At 62.2% G+C, this 16,865-nt stretch carries 17 protein-coding genes and 1 tRNA gene; 7 read left to right on the forward strand and 11 right to left on the reverse strand.

What is annotated here, in order from left to right; translation table 11 throughout:
- Positions 1-31: 31 nt before the first annotated feature.
- Positions 32-1,240: a UDP-galactopyranose mutase gene (glf, locus tag V5279_RS40745; protein WP_338692430.1), complete on the reverse strand. Its 1,209-nt coding sequence runs from the start codon at positions 1,238-1,240 to the stop codon at positions 32-34.
- 199 nt (positions 1,241-1,439) lie between these two features.
- Here glf and V5279_RS40750 point away from each other — a divergent pair, with 199 nt between their 5' ends.
- Together V5279_RS40750 and V5279_RS40755 are read left to right on the forward strand one after the other, a co-directional pair.
- Positions 1,440-2,672, forward strand: coding sequence for a hypothetical protein (locus V5279_RS40750; RefSeq protein WP_338692431.1), 1,233 nt, complete (start codon positions 1,440-1,442; stop codon positions 2,670-2,672).
- Positions 2,673-2,746: 74 nt separating this feature from the next.
- A complete protein-coding gene (locus V5279_RS40755) occupies positions 2,747-3,907 on the forward strand; it encodes a caspase family protein (protein WP_338692432.1) in 1,161 nt (386 codons plus the stop codon).
- Positions 3,908-3,955: 48 nt separating this feature from the next.
- Here V5279_RS40755 and V5279_RS40760 read toward each other — a convergent pair whose 3' ends face one another.
- Both V5279_RS40760 and V5279_RS40765 read right to left on the reverse strand, forming a co-directional pair.
- A complete protein-coding gene (locus V5279_RS40760) occupies positions 3,956-4,519 on the reverse strand; it encodes a DUF488 domain-containing protein (protein WP_338692433.1) in 564 nt (187 codons plus the stop codon).
- Complete coding sequence (locus V5279_RS40765; protein WP_166299108.1) at positions 4,512-4,721, reverse strand: DUF2945 domain-containing protein; 210 nt, start codon at positions 4,719-4,721, stop codon at positions 4,512-4,514. Before V5279_RS40765 ends, V5279_RS40760 begins: the two co-directional genes overlap by 8 nt.
- A gap of 1,642 nt (positions 4,722-6,363) precedes the next feature.
- Between V5279_RS40765 and V5279_RS40770 the strand changes: the two genes are divergently transcribed.
- A tRNA-Met gene (locus V5279_RS40770) sits at positions 6,364-6,431 on the forward strand.
- A 67-nt stretch (positions 6,432-6,498) separates the two neighbouring features.
- Here V5279_RS40770 and V5279_RS40775 read toward each other — a convergent pair.
- From V5279_RS40775 to V5279_RS40800, 6 genes are all read right to left on the reverse strand, one after another.
- Positions 6,499-7,542, reverse strand: a complete 1,044-nt coding sequence (locus V5279_RS40775; RefSeq protein WP_338692434.1) for a tyrosine-type recombinase/integrase — start codon at positions 7,540-7,542, stop codon at positions 6,499-6,501.
- Positions 7,539-7,850 carry a hypothetical protein gene (locus V5279_RS40780; RefSeq protein ID WP_338692435.1) on the reverse strand — a complete coding sequence of 104 codons (312 nt, stop codon included), beginning with the start codon at positions 7,848-7,850 and terminating at the stop codon, positions 7,539-7,541. Before V5279_RS40780 ends, V5279_RS40775 begins: the two co-directional genes overlap by 4 nt.
- A 154-nt stretch (positions 7,851-8,004) precedes the next feature.
- Complete coding sequence (locus V5279_RS40785; RefSeq protein WP_338692436.1) at positions 8,005-8,220, reverse strand: phage head-tail joining protein; 216 nt, start codon at positions 8,218-8,220, stop codon at positions 8,005-8,007.
- 1 nt (position 8,221) lies between these two features.
- Positions 8,222-10,054, reverse strand: coding sequence for an HK97 family phage prohead protease (locus tag V5279_RS40790; RefSeq protein ID WP_338692437.1), 1,833 nt, complete (start codon positions 10,052-10,054; stop codon positions 8,222-8,224).
- Positions 9,981-11,399, reverse strand: a complete 1,419-nt coding sequence (locus tag V5279_RS40795; RefSeq protein WP_338692438.1) for a phage portal protein — start codon at positions 11,397-11,399, stop codon at positions 9,981-9,983. Before V5279_RS40795 ends, V5279_RS40790 begins: the two co-directional genes overlap by 74 nt.
- On the reverse strand, positions 11,396-11,860 hold the full coding sequence (locus tag V5279_RS40800) for a hypothetical protein (protein WP_338692439.1): 465 nt from the start codon (positions 11,858-11,860) through the stop codon (positions 11,396-11,398). Before V5279_RS40800 ends, V5279_RS40795 begins: the two co-directional genes overlap by 4 nt.
- Positions 11,861-11,976: 116 nt before the next feature.
- On the opposite strand from V5279_RS40800, the gene V5279_RS40805 reads away from it, so the two are divergent.
- The 4 genes from V5279_RS40805 (at position 11,977) to V5279_RS40820 (ending at position 14,786) form a co-directional block, all read left to right on the forward strand.
- On the forward strand, positions 11,977-12,402 hold the full coding sequence (locus V5279_RS40805; protein WP_338692440.1) for a hypothetical protein: 426 nt from the start codon (positions 11,977-11,979) through the stop codon (positions 12,400-12,402).
- A complete protein-coding gene (locus V5279_RS40810) occupies positions 12,399-13,787 on the forward strand; it encodes an AAA family ATPase (protein WP_338692441.1) in 1,389 nt (462 codons plus the stop codon). The genes V5279_RS40805 and V5279_RS40810 overlap by 4 nt, the downstream gene beginning before the upstream one ends.
- A gap of 217 nt (positions 13,788-14,004) precedes the next feature.
- Positions 14,005-14,346, forward strand: a complete 342-nt coding sequence (locus V5279_RS40815) for a hypothetical protein (RefSeq protein ID WP_338692442.1) — start codon at positions 14,005-14,007, stop codon at positions 14,344-14,346.
- A 203-nt stretch (positions 14,347-14,549) separates the two neighbouring features.
- Positions 14,550-14,786 (forward strand): excalibur calcium-binding domain-containing protein, encoded by a 237-nt coding sequence (locus tag V5279_RS40820; protein ID WP_338692443.1) that lies wholly within the window; start codon positions 14,550-14,552, stop codon positions 14,784-14,786.
- A gap of 9 nt (positions 14,787-14,795) precedes the next feature.
- Here V5279_RS40820 and V5279_RS40825 read toward each other — a convergent pair whose 3' ends face one another.
- Both V5279_RS40825 and V5279_RS40830 read right to left on the reverse strand, forming a co-directional pair.
- Positions 14,796-15,329 carry a hypothetical protein gene (locus V5279_RS40825; protein WP_338692444.1) on the reverse strand — a complete coding sequence of 178 codons (534 nt, stop codon included), beginning with the start codon at positions 15,327-15,329 and terminating at the stop codon, positions 14,796-14,798.
- Positions 15,330-15,645: 316 nt separating this feature from the next.
- Entirely contained in the window at positions 15,646-16,689 is a 1,044-nt protein-coding gene (locus tag V5279_RS40830) for an IS110 family transposase (protein WP_166073103.1), read from the reverse strand.
- Positions 16,690-16,865: the final 176 nt, after the last annotated feature.

A 16,865-nucleotide genomic window follows, 5' to 3' on the forward strand; every position in this document is an offset into this window, starting at 1 on the left:
GACTTCGCTGCCCGCACCCGGAGGGCTTAGATTACGCCGGCAAGGGCGACAAGGCGTCGCGACGCGCGGCCGCGTCGCCGGGTTGCATGCCTCCGCTGCCGAGGCGCGGCTCGACCTCGTGCTCGAACGTCTTGAGCGCGGCGCCGATCGCCTGGTGCATGTCGAGATATTTGTAGGAGCCGAGCCGGCCGCCGAAGATGACGTTCGGATGCGACGCCGTCATGGCGTGGTAGGCGGCGAGCATTGCGCGGTCGGCGGCGGTGTTGATCGGGTAATAGGGCTCGTCGTTGCGGCCGGCGAAGCGGGAATATTCGCGGTAGATCGTCGTCCGCGCTTGCGGATGCGCGCGCTCCGGATGCAGGTGCCTGAACTCGTGGATGCGGGTGAACGGCACCTCCGCGTCGGCATAGTTGATGACGGCAGCGCCCTGGAAATCGGCGACATCGTGGACCTCGCGCGCGAAGTCGACGGTGCGCCAACCGAGATGGCCGCAGGCATAGCCGAAGAAGCGGTCGATCGGTCCGGTATAGACCACGAGCTGCCGCGCCTTGATGCGCTCGGCGACGTCGAAATAGTCGACACCGAGCCGGACCGCGACTTTCGGATGATCGAGCATCCGGCGGAAGATCGCGGTGTAGCCGTCCACCGGCATGCCCTCGTAACGGTCGGCAAAGTAGCGGTCATCGAACGTGAAGCGGACCGGCAGCCGGCCGATGATGTCGGCCGAGAGCTCGCGCGGATCGGTCTGCCATTGCTTCTGCGTATAGCCGCGGATCAGGAGGTCGTAGAGCGTGCGGCCGACCGAGGCGATCGCCTTGTCCTCGAGATTGCCGATGCCGGAGGCGCCGTGCGCTGCGGCCTCCGCCGCGATCGCGGCGCGCGCCTCACCGGGCGACATGATCCGGCCGAACGCGGCGCACACGGTGGCAAGGTTGATCGGCATCGAATAGACGCGGCCGTTCGCCACCGTGAAGACGCGGTGGCGATAGTCGGTGAACTCGGTGAAGCGCTGCAGATAGCGCCAGACGGTCTCCGAATTGGTGTGGAAGATTTGGGTGCCGTAGCGGTGCACCTCGATGCCGCTGTCCGGATCGACCTCCGAATAGGCGTTGCCGCCGATATGCGGCCGGCGGTCGAGCACGCAGACGGAGCGGCCGAGCCTGTTCGCGACCTGCTCGGCGATCACGGCGCCGAAGAAGCCCGCGCCCACCACGACGACGTCGAAGCCATCAAGCTGCATGTGATCCCCGCCCCTGTCCGTCGGATCGCAACGGCGCCCCGACGGAGCTTCAACGCTGCGGCATGGCCATTCCGGCGAAATAAATCGCGGCGCCAGGATAATTCCGAGCCCGGAACGGCCGGCTCGGCCGTTCAACGAGGAGCATGCGAGGCGATCGATTAAGTCCGCGCGCAGCAACAACATCATACGCGGGGGCCTCATGTCCGTGATCTGCGTTCTCTATTCCAGCAACACGACCTATGATTCGCTGCGCGGCATCCTCGCGATGGCCGCCGCCGAGCTCGACCGGCTCGGGCACGAGGTCATGATGCTCGACCTGCTGGCGCCGGATTTCTCGGCCCGGCTCAACGCCCTGCTGCCGCGGCGGACCGAGACGATGGCGCTCGGCTTCTCCGGCATCGGGCTCGACATCCACACCAAGGACGGCAAGCTGTTCTGGGACGTCGCCCAGATCCCTGTCTTCACCTGGTTCTGCGACCACCCCTGCTATTTCGCCAAGCGTCACGGGCTCGAGAGCCGCTATGCCGCGCACGGCTACGTGTTTCCGGACCACGCCGCCTTCAACCGCGATCATCTGGGCGCCAATGGCGCTGTCTTCGCGACCCATATGGGCATCCCCGATCCCGGCTTCTTCGGCGGCCTGCCGCCCGAGCAGCGCAACGGCCGGCTGATCTTCGCCAAGTCGGGCTGGAATCCGCTGGCGCTCGAACGCGGCTGGCGCAAGACGATGCCGCCAAAACTGTTCGGCCTGCTGTTCGATGCGATCGCCGAGGCGCGCGGCAAGACCTGTGGCGCGTTTCCCAAAATCATCGTCGAGGTGGCCGAACGGCATCTCGTCTATCTGAAGCCGGGCGGCGACCTGTTCAACGTGATCCTGACCCGGCTCGACAATTACACGAGAGGGGTGCGCACCCGCGAGGTTGGCGCGGTGCTCGCCGACTATCCGGTCGATTTCATCGGCGGCGGCTGGAGCGATCTCGACGTCACCGGACGTCCGGCCCGCGTGCTCGGCGCGATGACCTTCGATGCGATGCGCGAAGGCCTCGGCAGCTATCTCGCCGCGGTCTCGCTCAATCCCAATATCGACCTGTCGGTGCATGACCGGGTGTTCTTCGCGCTCGGTGCCGGCACCGTGCCGGTGTTCGATGCCAACCGCTTCTCGGCCGCCGAGATGCCGCATCTCGCCGGCTTCACCTTCGGCCAGGACACGGCAAGCGTCGCCGCCGCCGTCGAGGCGGTGCTGGCAGATCCTGCCGCGGCGCAGGCGGCGACCGCCACCACCCTACGCGAGCTCTATCCGCGCTTCTCGATGCAGCGGTCGGTGCAGGAGATCCACGAGATCACGCGGTCGATCGCGGGCGCCGCCGGCGCCAATCTGCTGCCCGCCGAGCCGGTGCCGGCCGGCGTCTGGACGCCGAAGCAGGCGGCCTGATCGCACAGCCATTTCCGTGGCTGGCTCGCACGCCCTGCGATACCATGGACCCGTCACCTCCGATCGGGTCCAGCATGAACCGCCGCGCGTTTGTTTCGGGACTGGCCGTCACCGCCGTGCTGGCGGGCCTCGCGTCAGCGCCGGCTCGGGCCGACGGCAAGCGGGTGGCGCTGGTGATCGGCAACGGCGCCTATACAAGCGTGCCGGCGCTGTCCAATCCGCCAAGTGACGCCGGCGATGTCGCGGCGGCGTTGAAGCGCCTCGGCTTCACTGTGACCCTGATCACGAATGGCCGCTTCGACGAGATGCGGCGCGGCCTGATCGCGTTCGGGCGCGCGGCCGCCGGCGCCGACATGGCGGCGGTGTACTTCGCCGGCCACGGCATGGAGATCAACGGCGACAACTGGCTGATCCCTGTGGATGCCGAGCTGAAGCGCGATACCGACGCCGCCAATGAAGCGATCAGCCTGCAGAGCGTGATGCTGCAGGTCTCCAACACCACAAGCCTCGGCCTCGTCATCCTCGACGCCTGCCGCAACAATCCGTTCGCGGCGAAGATGAGCCGCTCGCTCGCGACGCGCGCCACAGCGGGCAGCGGGCTCGGCCGCATCGAGCCGGTCGGCAACGTGCTGGTCGCCTATGCCGCGCGCGACGGCACCACCGCGCTCGACGGCGACGGACGCAACAGCCCGTTCGCCGCGGCGCTGTTGCGCAACATCGAGGCGCCCGGTGTCGAGGTCACCTTCATGTTCCGCAACGTCCGCGACGATGTGATGGAGGCGACGCGCAACGAGCAGCAGCCGTTCGTCTACGGCTCGCTGTCGCGCAAGGCGATCTATCTCGCGGGCGCGCCGCCGGCCGAGAGCACGGCGAAACAGGCGAACGCCGCACCGGCCGCCGCGGCTCCGGCATTGTCGGCGCCAACAGCGACGTCAGCCGGGGCCATCGATCCGGCGCTGGTCGGCACCTGGGAGATCATGGTGGCAAGCGGCCGCGGCCAGTCGCGCTGGATCTGGCAGATCATGGCCGACGGTGCTTACAAATTCCACGCCGAGCCCGCCCGCTCCGCGCGCCCGCATGAAGGTACCGTCAGTTTCGCCAACGGCCGCTGGACGCTGCACGCGCTGCGGGGGCTGAAGAATTACAGCGACGGCGGCTCCTACGAGGTGCGCGATACGACGGCGGTGATTACCGGCAAGCTCGGCACGGGGTACTGGAAGCGGAGTGGGGGGTGAGGCGGCGCGCGGCAATGGTGCGGCGGCCGCAGGCCTTCGCACCCCCTCTCATAAATCCAGTTGACCAGTAGCGGGATAGACCACGGTGCGGTCGCTCTGCACCACGGCGCCTTCGGTGAGGCGGGCGGGCTCCAGCCGGCCCTCCCCCATGATGTGGACGACGGTTTCTCCTGACGCAATGAGATAGTCGGCGACGATGCGGCGGTGGCAGCGCCACCACACGGCTTCGGAGCACATGATCGCGCAGCGTTGCCGGTGGCCCTCGTCGCGCAGATGCTGCAGGCTCGCGTGAAACTGCGGCGCCAGCGCATAGTCGGCGTAGTTGTGAAAGCTCTCGTTGCTCCAGAACCCGTTGACCGAAGGCGGCACGGTCTGCGCCTTACCGCGGAGCCCGCCGAGATCGGCCAGATGCTCATACGAGATGCCGACCACCGTCAGCGGTTTTGGCAACGTATCCTTGTTGAACTGCGGATTGGTCCTCGACCTCGGCACCGTTCTGATGTCGACGACACGATCGATCTTGGCCGCGGTGAGGAGGACGATGAAATCCTCGAGGGCGCGGTTGGAATGGCCGATCGTGAAGAACGGAAACGCCACGCCTTTGCTAGGCATGATGGAGCGCGCTGCCCTTGTGGGCCGCGACGTGATCGGTCTTGTCGCTCTTGATCTCGTATTGCGGATCGGCCTCCGAGGCGCGGTGCATGTGCCCCTTGTAATCAAAATCGCTGGTGTGAACCGCGATGATGGTGCCCGAGACCCGTCCGGCCTCGGAATTCCAGCTGACGTAATCGCCGACTTTGAATTTCCTGGCCACGTCGCAACGTCCTTCAGGCGTGGGATTGCCTCCACGATAGGGCGCCAAATTGCGACGCCGGAATCAAGATGTCCGCCACTGCAAACGGGTGGCAGCCAGCCAAGTTCCCGTCTCGCGTTCCGGATCGTCCGAATGCGCTGTTGGACTGGTCAGAACTGCTGCGAGGAGAATGGTGCCCAGGGGCGGGATCGAACCACCGACACTGCGATTTTCAGGCTCAGGTTTACCCAATAGAAACAACAACATAAGGGCACGGGACGGGTCTAACCGTTTACCAAGGATCAACCAGTTACAATGGTTTCGTCTAACCCTCGGCTTCGGCGCGCGCCACAAACGACAACGACACGAAAGCCTCAGGGAGTCGCGTACCAGCCTAGCGGCTTCTCCGGTCGAAAACCGCCACTCCGATAAGAAAGGTCAGGAAACTGACAGTCATACTGCTTTGATTTCAATTCCAGGAGAAGAGGCATTAGTTCGCACGTTTCATGAATGCGCCGCCAGTAAGTATCGTACCTTACGCATGGGACGGCGCTAGACGCGCCGGGCTTCTCGAAGACCTTACAGATTCGCCGCTCGATAAGCTTCATCGAGTAGTAGATGCCGAGACCGCTTTGATGCTGCTCGATGCAATAGATGGGCTTCTGTTCGGTTGATTTTGACATACCCAGGGTGATAAACGCCGGAGACCAACGCGCAACCGCCACTTCCGTCTAACCAAGGGCAGATTTGGCGCGCTTAGCCACCACAATCGGCTCACTTGATGAGCGTAAGAAGTCTCAGCAAAGCTAGTCCGACTGCTATCCAGACCCAAACAGGGACGCGCGACAACCAGCCGTCCGGAGACGGTGGCGGCGGCTTATATTGATAAGGCGGAGGCGATGGCGATGGCGGCGTTGTTTGCGCCGGAGGTGGTATTTTGAGGGTTTGGAGTATTTGAGCGTTTTTGGTCGTCGGAGGCAGTGGCGAGACCCATGGTGGCACTCCCAGTGCCGGTCGCGGTGACGTTTTGGTGTTAGCAGCGCTGTCTTGTGGCTTCGACCGCGAACCGCCCTGAATTTGATCTAGAATATCCGCGTTCGTCGATCTTGTCGTCGTGCGCGGCTGTTGTCTCTGCGCTGGAGCGCCACGCCCGAGACGGAACTTAGCGTCTCGCTCGGTTATCTGGAGAATTTGATTGTCAGACACCACAGCAACGACGGTAATTGAGTTAATCCGCGAACGAGTAGAAGTAGGGGGAAAGGTGCTAAGGAGTGACCAAGAAGTTGGTGCTACCTGGAACAAAACGGGAAGACGGTATACGTCCCGCTGCACTAGCAAAAGCAAAATCGAATGAGCGAGCCGTGTCGGACGACGCTCGCTGTGTCCCATGTGGTAATCCGCCCGGGGTCCGCTAATGGAGTCATTCGCGACCGGGTCGCTGCAATAACAAGTCCAGCCATCTCCGCTATGGGACGCCGAGACGGAAGTAGATTCAGCGCATTGGCGGCAACTCTCAAAGGCATGGCAGGTCGATCGCATATAACGCAACCCGCTGTTCTCCGTTGTTCTTCGGGTCCTGTCGGGGTCCCGGTTGGGTCCCGCATGACCGTGAACGGACGCAGAAGATCTTAAATCATCTTTGCGAAAAACGCCGGAAAAACAAGGGCGCTCTGCCAAGCCAGAGCGCTCATAACGGTCTGGTTGCAGGTTCGAGTCCTGCCGGGCCCACCACCTTGGTTCTTGGGCCTTGTAATCGTTGGATAATTTCCTCGATTTGACTAACCGATCTCCTAATTAGTCACTTAGCGTTCGCGTTCTGTCTGATGAGCGCGGCCATACCTTGATGCGCCATCCGCACTTGATCGGCCGCGCGCGTATACAACTCGATCTCATCAAGCGACTTGTGGCCGCTGATCGAAGCGATAACGTTGGCGCTACATCCAGCTTCCGCGAGACGACGACATGCTGCCTTGCGCAGACCATGCGCGCTAAGTCCCTTCGGAAGTCCGGCCGCATTACAGGCATCGCGAAACCAGTTGGTGAAACCGGCACTGCTGAAGCCCCTGCCCTGATGGGTCGTGAGAAACGTCAGGTTGTCGGAGGCCATCGCATCCAACGCCTCTTGCAATTCAGGGTGCACCGGGATCGCCAGCGATGTACCGGTCTTCTGCTGGCGCACATCGATCAATGCACCCTCCTTGCTCTTGCGCAGATGCTGCCTTCCCATTTTCACGATGTCGCTGCGGCGCTGGGCAGTGCAGAGCAACAGTTCCAGTGCCAGCCGCTGGCGGCTGCCAACTGAATGATGCGCACGAAACGTTGCGATGTGCTCCTCGCTCCACGTCGCGTAACCTTCGGTCTTACCCGACAAATTCTTCACACCAGCGGTCGGGTTTTCGCGCAATGCGCCGTTCTCGACCGCGAAAGCCATGAGCACGCGCAACGTCTTCAGGAAGTTGCGTGCGGCAAAACGCTTGACAGACTTGCCGTTGACCAGCGCGATGATGTGCTCGCGCCGCAGCGTCGCTGCGCGCTTGCTACCATGCTCCATAGCGAACCGGAGCAGGATGTTGCGGCGGGTGCGCTGGGTCTCGGCGGCGAGATGGCGGAACTTACCGGAGTTCAAGTATTGATCGACCAGCGCCGCAAGGGTCCCCGGCTTGCTCCGCTCAACGACTGAAGGTGCTCCAGACATCGCTTCCTGATAGGCGCGCTGGAATTCCTCCGACCATGGCGAGCCCGGCAGCGGAACGAGCCGCTGGCCGCGACGGCGTAAATAGAAGCGCGGCGTGCCGTTGCGATCAGTGTAGCCGTTGACGTATTTCGGCAGCTTCCACCTCATTGCAGCACCTCGTCCCACTCACTCGTCGTTGCACCCTTGCTCCGTGGCGCGACTTCGCCGAATAACAGCGTCACGCTGCCGTCCGCATTTACCGTTGCGCCGCTCACTGCAACTCCGGCGTCGCTCGCCTGCCGCATCGCTCGCGCGAGGGTCACGCGCGGCTTGCGCACGCGTTTTTGCTTACGCGGGAAAGTTTCGATGTCCCAACGATCACGGTCATCGCCGGGGACAAGTCCCCACTTGCTGAACTCAATGAACGCCCGCCAGGCGTCGTCAGGGCCAACCATGGTGATGCCTTTCACACTCAATATAGCGTCGGCTTGTCTCGACGTACATTGTCGAAAGCCGGGAATTGCTGCGGCCTCGCCGACCTTGACCCCCCAAGAGAAATCGACACAGCGAGGAGGTTGGCTTTCCGTTGTTGGGCTGGCCGCTTCGCCCGCATTTACCCTGTGCCGAAGCTCAATAACCTTTCGTGGAGCGCACGACGGCGACGGTCGGCGTCGTCGTGCCCGTGATCTGCGCAATCTCGTTCTGGAGCGAGGCGATGGCCGCGCGCATCTCCTCGCCGCTGGTGTAAGTGATCGAACGGCCGTCGTACTCCAGCGAGCGCGTGCCGGAACGGTACGCGCTCTTCAGCGTGTCGAGTTGCGCCCGCAACGCCGCAACGTCGGCCATATTACTGGCCCGCGTTGGTGACGAGGCCGCGCCACTCGACGGCACCACAGCCGTAGTCGAGACGCACCTTGGTTTGCACGCCGTCAACCTCGAAGCCCGCGCGGCTCTCAGTCTGCGGACCCGGCGCACCCGCCAGATACGCGAATTCGATGCAGGGCAGCAGCGCCGGATCGGCGGTGAGATACCAGCGATGAGTATCGGCCAAGCGCGGCTCGACGATCAAATCGAGGAACGCGAACGGATTGACGTTCGCGGTCTGCGTCGCCTGCACCGACGTGATCAGCTTCTCGGCGCTGGTCTCCAGCGCGCTCGGCACGATCAGATAGCGGGGCACAACACTGATGCCGCCACCGCCGGGACCGGTCTGATTGCGCATCAACAGGCGCGCTTCCGACAACGTCGTCTCGCTCGGCACGCCGCCGGTGCCGACGTTGCCATGGCTCGCGTGGAACAGCGTCAGGCTGTCCGACATGGTCGGGCCAAGACCCGAGTTCTGCACGATCAGGTCAACGAGCTTCTGGCGTTCGAACTCTGCCGCAGCGAGGCCAAGGCGCTGCGTCACATCGCCGAGGCCGCCCAAATCGTCGTTGACCAACGCTTTGCGCGTGATGGCAACAATCTTGCCGTAGGTCGCGACGCTATAGCTCTCGGCGCTGTCGATGAAAGCGCCAAAGGGGTACTCGGCGCTCTCATCGATCAGGTCGAGCGTGAAGCCGGAATGATCGATCTGAATGCGGCTCTTTGCGCGGAAGTCATTGGCCTCGGTCTGACGAGCGACGCGGCGGATGCCGCTCGGCGCGATCTGGTAGGCTTCGCGCAGCGACTTATTCATGAGATTGGCGAGCAGCGCCGGATAGTCGCTGGTGGTCTGCAAGGCGCGCGTGATCACCGTCGGTGCGGCCAAGCCGAGCGGCGAAATACCAGCGCGATGCAGACACTCACGGGCGATGTCGGCGCAGCTCATGCCGACATACTGACGAGCCTGCGGCATTGGCGTGAGGTTTGGCGCGATGCGCGTGTACATGGCGTCGGCGGCGGCGCGCTGAAAAACTTCAGGGTTATCGAGCGTCATAACGTTGTGCATATTGGCTGTTCCTGCGCTGCGAACGGTGACGGACCGATCCAGCATGTCATTGAGAAAAGCGCGGCGCGCATCGTCGATGCTCGCGCCGCATTCGATCAGGGTATTGACGCGGTCCGTCGCAACACCGGCACGGCGGCCGAGTTCACGGATGGCGCGGTCATCGTTGGCCGCGCGAGTGCGCGCCGTGGGATCGGCGGGCACGGCGACAAAGCTCGCCTCGCGCACCGACCAACGGATAGCCGTCATGGTACGCACGCCAGCGGCGTCTTTGCCCGCCTTCCACTCGCCGACTTCATAGCCGACAGACAGATTGCGAATGATGCCGTTGCGGATGTCGGTGACGACCGGCGCGATCTCCGGACGCGACGAGAAGCGCAAGCGCGCAACCACTTCGCTGCCGTCGATCCAAACGTCGTCAATCGTGCCGAGCACGTTGTCGATACCAGCCTGCTGGTGGCTGTCGAGAACCGACGCGCCACGGGTGACGCCGAGGTCCAAGCCTGCGGGGTCGAGGATTTCCATGAAGTCGCCACGCGCATCACGACGCCGAACCGGCGTGGTCGATGCGATGACGGCTTCGATGGTCATGGCCTCGGCGTCAAAGGTGCGCGGACGCGGGATCGCGTCGCGGCGGGTCAGGTCAACCGCGCTTTCGCGCAGCAGCAGTGCAGTAGAACTACGCATTCTCATTCTCCGTTTCGTTTTGGCTGGCGATATCGCCAGCGCTTGCCGACAGATCGTCGGCGGCAAAGGGGTCGTTCTCGATTTCAGCATCAACGTCGGCGGGATCGCGCCCGCCCTCGCTGATGATCTCTTGGCGTGAGCGCAGCTTGGCCGCGACCGCGAGCGTGTCGGCTTTCGCTTTTTTCAATTCGTCGATGGCGGGCCAGCCGGGGAACAGGAACGACGCGCCGTAGCGCTCGGGATGGCTCTCGTAATCCGGCGCACGCATGCGGCCGGAGAGCACTTCCAGCAGGACGAGACGATCCCAAATCGGCGTCAGGAGTTGCGCGACGACATGGTTTTGCTGAATGGCCTTGATGCGACGCTGAAAGGTCGCCAAACCGAGCTTGCCAGCGGAAAAGTTGATCGCACCGAAGTCGCCCGTTGCCATGAACGCGGGAACGCCTGCGCCCGCGCAGACCAAGCGCTCGATATGAGACAAGACTTCCGCGACCGTGTTCATTTCGGAGGTCGGCGGAAAGCTGACATCAGCGCCGGGCGGCAGGCGCAGGGTCGCGCCGGGTTCGAGATAGAGCGATGCCGGATCGGTGGTCTGATCAAAGGGGAAATTGCCCTCTGGGTCGCGAACGACCATTCCGACAAGGCAAGTGGTGCGCAACTTCACGACCGCCGCGTCGATGCAGTTGTCGAGTTCGAGCGCGAGCGGCGCAACCGCCGTAAACGGCGACATACCGCGCGGCGCGCCGGGAAAGCGCGGCTCGAAGACTTGGCAGATATCGAGCGCCGAAATGCGGGTGGAGGGCTCGACGCTGGCCCACGGCGCATCGGGCGGCGTCGGGAGAACCCAGAAGCCAACGCGGCGGCCTGCGCCGTCGAACTCGACACCGCCCACGATCATGGGCGCATCGCCGGTCATGCCGAGCGACGGAATGGTCTTGGAATGATCAACCTGATCCGCCGAGAGCAGACGCAGCTTAAGCTGCATCGTGATCGGATCGGTCACGAGCTGGGTGAAACTCTCGCCATCGACATAGAAACCGCGAGCCACGCGAGACAGGTAACCACCGAGCGACTGACCACCCTCAACGGCGCAATCTTGGAAAAAGCTGTTCCAGGCGCGTTGCAGTTGAGCGGCGATCTCGGCATCAGGATGCGCGGCGCGCACGGTCGGGCCGTCGCCGACAATCGCGGTCACGGCATGCTGAATGATGCTGCTAACGAGTGCATTGTTTTCGCTCTGATGCGCGATCTTACGCGACGCGAGCCGACCCGCCGCGAGCTGCTGGCTGATCGGTGACGGCAGCATGTACTGCGTCGGCCAGCGGCCGGAGCCGCCGGTCACGTCATAGCCGCTGAACGCGCGGGTGAAGGCGCGAAAGGCGTTGCGAGTGCGGGTGATGATACTGGTCATTTGCGATCACTGGAGATGTTGAGGGCCTTGAGCACGTGATGAACGACGGCCGCCAAATCGATCACGATCATGACGCCGCCAGCTTTGCTCAACATGTCGCGGAAGCCATCGTGATCGAGGAAATAGAGGTCCGGCTTCTCATTGCCGTCCTTCGCATTCCAACGAAAGCCAAGCACGCTGCTGACGGTTTCGCCGCTCAGCAGCGCGAAGATTTGCAAGCGCACAACACCGTCATCGGCTGCCATGATCGCGCCTTTGGCGCCAAGACCGGCATCCGTGAGCAACTTGACCGCGCGCGCCACGCAGGCGTCGGTCAAGGAAAGGCGCTTCTCCACCTTGGTGCGCGTCACGGTGTCCGCAAACAGGTTGAGGCGATTGCGCCACGCGTCGAGTGTCGGGCGCGGGCAACCAACTGCGTCGGCGACCTCAGGAATGGGGAACTGCGGGGCTTCGAAGTCCATGGCAGGTAATGTACTTGCATTATTCAATATAATGCAAGTACATTAAGTGCAGTTTACGCATGAAAAACCCGCCTACGGTTGTGGGACCGGAAGCGGGTCGAAGAGGAAAATCACCTGTGGAAACAACAGTATACGACACTAGCCAGGAAGTGTCCACCACCGGACCGGTGAAGATCGGCGACTACTGGGTTTGTTCGGCCGGGTTTTCGACCGAGGATTTCGGCGATCCGGTCCCGGACAACGTCCAGCGCAGCCAAGTGGAGATCGTCAAATCGATCTTTGTTCGTTGTCGCCCGACGCGCACTGTGCAGCCCGATGAGCATCTGACCATTGGTTGGCTCAAACATGATGTTGAGCGCCTGACCCGTCGTGGCTACATCTCGCGCGGCGCGGTGCTGGTCGCGGCGTCAGAGATGGGCATCAACATCATTCCCATGTTCGGTGACGACGGCCCGGCTGACGAAGGCTTCGCGCCGGTCACCGCTTACATCGGCATCAACCGTCGCGACGTTGATCGCTTGCTGCGCGAGGTGCGCGCATGAATGAGGTCGCAGACGCCGAAGAGAAGTTCTTGGCGCAACTCAAGCGCCGAACGTCGTTAATCGTGCAATCGAATAACATGGCTCAGGTGATCGAGGAACTGATCAAGGACAACGAAACCGATCACGACATCCACGCATTTTGCGCAGCATTTCGCCGTCATACCCCGGCCGAAATCCGGAAAATGATTGCCGATGCGCGCACGACGCTTAAGATTTCGGAGCATATGTCGCGCGGCCAGATGCGCGCAACACCGTATCGCTGGACGCCGCCGGAGCAAATTCCGATGCGGGAGTTTCTTTACGGCAAGCATCTCATCCGTGAATATGTCAGCGCCACGATTGCGCCGGGCGGCCTCGGTAAATCTTCGCTCATCATTGCCGAAATGCTCTCGACGGTCTCGGGTCGGGCGTTGCTCGGCGTCACTTCCGAACAGCTCCGCGTGTGGTACTTCAATCTTGAAGACCCCGCCGTGGAGACGACGCGTCGCATCCAAGCCACTGCCAAATACTTCAAGCTCACGGAAAACGACATCGGCGACCGGTTGTTTATCAACCATGGCCGTGAACGCCCCCTCGTCATCGCCAAGACGGAAGGCCGTGATACCGTGATCTGCGCGCCTGTCGTTGACGCCTTGATCGCGGAGATCAAGGCGCGCGGCATCGACGTTGTGATCGTCGATCCGTTTATTTCGTCGCATAAGGTTCCTGAGAACGACAACAACGCCATCGATATGGTGGTGAAGGAATGGGGCAAAGTCGCCGATCAGGGTAATTGCGCGGTTGAGCTCGTCCACCACGTTCGGAAGGGCGAACAGGAGGTCACGGTGCAAAGCGCGCGCGGTGGCGTTGCGCTGACTGATGGTTGTCGCTCGGTTCGCGTGCTCAATCGCATGACAGAAGCTGAAGCCAAGAACGCAGGCGTCGATCAGCATCGGTCGTATTTCTCAGCCTATGCCGACAAGGCGAACCTGACCAAGCCAGCCGACAAGCGGGATTGGTTCAAGCTGGTTTCGGTCGATCTCGACAACAACCCGCTGAACCGTCTCAGCGGCAATCCTTTCGGTGATCTGAAGGGCGACGATATCGGTGTCGCGACCCGGTGGGAATGGCCCGACCCGCTCGACGGCATCACTGGCGGCGACTTTGAGCGAGCCGCAGCAGCCATCAAGAAAGGCCAATGGCGCGCCAATAGCCAGGCCAAGGACTGGGTCGGCTTGCCCGTCGCCAAAACGCTCGGTCTCAGCCTCGCCGTGAAGCAGGAGCGCGCCAAGGTCGCCGGTCTGATCAAGATTTGGCTCGCGAGCGGCGCGCTGGCGGAGGTCGAGCGGCAGGATGAGCGCCGCAAGGTGAAGAAGTCCATCGAGGTCGCGAGTGATGACGATTAGCTCCGGCTGCTCCACCTGCTCCACTTCGGTGGAGCAAAGTGGAGCAAGGTGGCGGCTCTGATCTGCTCCACCTCCACCCCCTTATTAGGGGTGGAAGGTGGAAGCGGAGCAGATGGAGTGATCGAAACGAGGTGGAGCAGATGGGGGCTGTCGAAATGAAAAAATCAATCTGGGGCGGCGCGAGCGCCGTCACGTCGTAACCAAAGGAACCAACCGAATGTATGTGATGCCCACGAACCTGTTTGAGCAATACTTCCTGCACTTCGCTGGCAAGCTCGCCGATGCGCCCGGCGCGGCCCACCTTGCGGAGCTGGCCCAGACCGCCAAGGCCATTCCGGTGCCGGTTCTGGCGAGCCTGACGGCCAAGATGGCGCGGCTCAATCCGCGCGCGGTCAACTGGACCTTGGCGACGCTCGCCGAGGAGATCGCCGATGGCTGCGCCCACTATGGCGACGCGACCGGCTTCGCGCGTACTCTCGACCGCGACCTGGATTGGCCGGAGTTGGTGGAGTTGGCCGAGGCCGAGTTGGAGCGCGAAGAGCGCGGCAGCGTGCACTAGGCTCTTAATTCGTGATAGAAGGCGGGATGTTGTACTAAGCCATTTTTCCAGCGTGGCCGAGCCAAGCCAGCCCCATGCCGCACCTTCCTAACCCCAATCCTGTTCGTCCCGGCCTAGGTCCTGAACAGCGACTGCGCAACTTGCAGCGTCGTTTTCGTGCGGTATCGGCACGCCGTGATCGTACCACTAAGCTACGGTGGGCTATGGTGGCATTGATCGCAATCGCTGCCATTTTGGTTGCCTATCCGGCTATTTGGCTCCTTGTTTCGAGTTCTTGGCCGATCACGACAACGCTCAGACATATTGCGTCCGCCCCCAACTGTGAGTTTGCCCGCTTGGTCGGCTTGGCACCCGCGAGACGAGGGGACGCGGGCTATTGGAGGCACCATGATCGTGACGGAGATGGAATTGCATGCGAACCATGGCCGCCACGGCGGTGAGCGGTTGTCTTACGAGCTTTCTCCGATCAAGTACGACACGAATTCTTCGGTGAAATTGTAGCGCGGCACATCGTTGAATGTGATGTCATAGATCGCGCCAACGTGCACCATGATCGTCATGACCGCGAGTAAATTCTCGTGATCCTGATGGTAGTAGACAAAGTATGGCGTCGGTCCCGGATTGTAGCCCACCCCTTTTGTCAGGACGATGATTTGCCTAACCAAAGGTCGCTTATTCAAATCTTCACGCATCTCGGTGAGGAGCCGAGGAGCCTTTTTTTCCAGATCGGGAAATGGTCGAGCCCGACGCACCACGAAGCCGCGCGCTTCAAGCGCCGCCATGCGCTCAGCAATTTCTTTCCAATCGCGGAGAACAGCGGGAGTGTAAGTCAGGTCATCATCATCGACTAGCTTTGCGTGCGTCTGGCACAGCCAAATGCCGTTGGTGATGTCGCTTCGCTGCTCAGGCGTCAGCGTCTCGTCGTAGCGCGCTCCTCCCGGTGACGCTGCCGTTATGTGCGCAGCCACCCCTGTGTTGGTCACGCCACCATCGCCGTCTGGTCCTGACGTTGGCGCGCGGCATGTATGGAACGGCCCGCGGGCGCAAGAGCTTTCTCAGTCGACTTCACACATGGGAGCGGTGCGGTCATGTATACGGCCTGTAAAGCGCGGCGCATGACCGCTGGCCTCGATGAAGTCCGCGACACAAGGGGCTAAATCAATCAGACGCGCTTGAAGCGCATTGTCGCGCCAGCCTCACTCGTGTCGGGATTTCGTCCCGTGGGTTCATCGCCTGTTATTGCTCCTTGCCCTCTGCCGGCCCGCGCCGGTCAGATATCTTTGACAACTGCTGTATTCATCAAGCGGCAGCCGTAGTCGTCGCTAGCGTCTCCGGATGCCGATAAATCCCGCCCCTGTTCAAGAGCGCCCAGGCAATTCGCGCTGTCTTGTTGGCCAGTGCGACCGCTGCCACCTTGTACGGACGTCTGGCGAGCAACGACTTCAACCATGGCGGCGCCCGATCAGCCTTCCGGGCAATTCGCAGGACGGATGTCGCCCCAAGAACGAGGAGGCTCCGAAGTTCGGGGTTTCCCATCTTCGAGATTCGCCCCATCCGCTCCTTGCCCCCACTCGAATGCTGTCGCGGCGTCAGTCCCAGCCAGGCAGCAAAGTGACGAGCGGATTTGAAGCCGCCGGGATCTGGCACCAGCGCCTTGATGGTCGCCGCTGTAATGGCTCCAATGCCGGGGATGGTAGTCAGTCGGCGCATGTCCTTGTCGGTCCTTGCCGCGGCAACAATGGCTCGCTCGAGCTTGTCAATCTGGTCCGCCTGAGCCTCGATCTGATCGGCAATTGCCGTCAGCGCGAAGCGCGCTGCCGCAGGCAAGCGGATATCTGCTACATCCCGTACGATTGCAACCAACGCCTCGACCTTTGTCCGGCCGGCGGCGGCAATGATGCCCAACTCAGCCAGATGCGAGCGCAGGGCGTTGATCGTCTGCGTTTGCTGTTTCACCAGAAGTGCGCGACTCTTCAGGACCATCATTCCGGCTTGTTGCTCGGCCGTTTTGATCGGAACGAAGCGCATGGTCTTGCGAGTCACGGCTTCGCTGATGGCCTCGGCATCCGCCGCATCCGTTTTTCCACGCTTCACAAACGGCTTGACGTAAGCTGGTGGGATCAGCCGCACTTCATGGCCGAGAGTTGCAATCTCGCGTGCCCAATAGTGAGCGCTGCCACAGGCTTCTATTCCGACAAGGCAGGCCGGCTGCTTCGAGAAGAAATGCAGGACCTCGCTGCGCCGTAGTCTCCGGTTGAACACCGGCGAGCCATCGGCACCCGCGCCGTGAACTTGAAAAATGTGCTTCGCCAAATCCAACCCGATGGTGCTAACCTGCTTCATGGAACGGTCCCTCCTTGTGGCGTTCGAACAACGACCACGTTTTAGCACGATGATGCTGTCGGAGCGGGCCGTTCCACCACATCAATCAGGATTTGAGCATTTCATTCCAACCCGTTTCGCCAGCCTCTCGACGATTGGTTTGCTGAAGTCATCCCTAGCCAAGCTGTCACCCCCTG

The organism is Bradyrhizobium sp. 26S5 (assembly GCF_036923295.1).
Classification (GTDB): Bacteria; Pseudomonadota; Alphaproteobacteria; order Rhizobiales; family Xanthobacteraceae; genus Bradyrhizobium; species Bradyrhizobium septentrionale.

Excerpts from the sequence above, each read along its gene's own strand:
- glf (WP_338692430.1), bottom strand. The coding sequence starts at position 1,240 with ATGCAGCTTGATGGCTTCGACGTCGTCGTGGTGGGCGCGGGCTTCTTC.
- V5279_RS40750 (WP_338692431.1), top strand. The coding sequence starts at position 1,440 with ATGTCCGTGATCTGCGTTCTCTATTCCAGCAACACGACCTATGATTCG.
- V5279_RS40755 (WP_338692432.1), top strand. The coding sequence starts at position 2,747 with ATGAACCGCCGCGCGTTTGTTTCGGGACTGGCCGTCACCGCCGTGCTG.
- V5279_RS40760 (WP_338692433.1), bottom strand. The coding sequence starts at position 4,519 with ATGCCTAGCAAAGGCGTGGCGTTTCCGTTCTTCACGATCGGCCATTCC.
- V5279_RS40775 (WP_338692434.1), bottom strand. The coding sequence starts at position 7,542 with ATGAGGTGGAAGCTGCCGAAATACGTCAACGGCTACACTGATCGCAAC.
- V5279_RS40785 (WP_338692436.1), bottom strand. The coding sequence starts at position 8,220 with ATGGCCGACGTTGCGGCGTTGCGGGCGCAACTCGACACGCTGAAGAGC.
- V5279_RS40795 (WP_338692438.1), bottom strand. The coding sequence starts at position 11,399 with ATGACCAGTATCATCACCCGCACTCGCAACGCCTTTCGCGCCTTCACC.
- V5279_RS40800 (WP_338692439.1), bottom strand. The coding sequence starts at position 11,860 with ATGGACTTCGAAGCCCCGCAGTTCCCCATTCCTGAGGTCGCCGACGCA.
- V5279_RS40810 (WP_338692441.1), top strand. The coding sequence starts at position 12,399 with ATGAATGAGGTCGCAGACGCCGAAGAGAAGTTCTTGGCGCAACTCAAG.
- V5279_RS40815 (WP_338692442.1), top strand. The coding sequence starts at position 14,005 with ATGTATGTGATGCCCACGAACCTGTTTGAGCAATACTTCCTGCACTTC.
- V5279_RS40820 (WP_338692443.1), top strand. The coding sequence starts at position 14,550 with ATGGTGGCATTGATCGCAATCGCTGCCATTTTGGTTGCCTATCCGGCT.
- V5279_RS40830 (WP_166073103.1), bottom strand. The coding sequence starts at position 16,689 with ATGAAGCAGGTTAGCACCATCGGGTTGGATTTGGCGAAGCACATTTTT.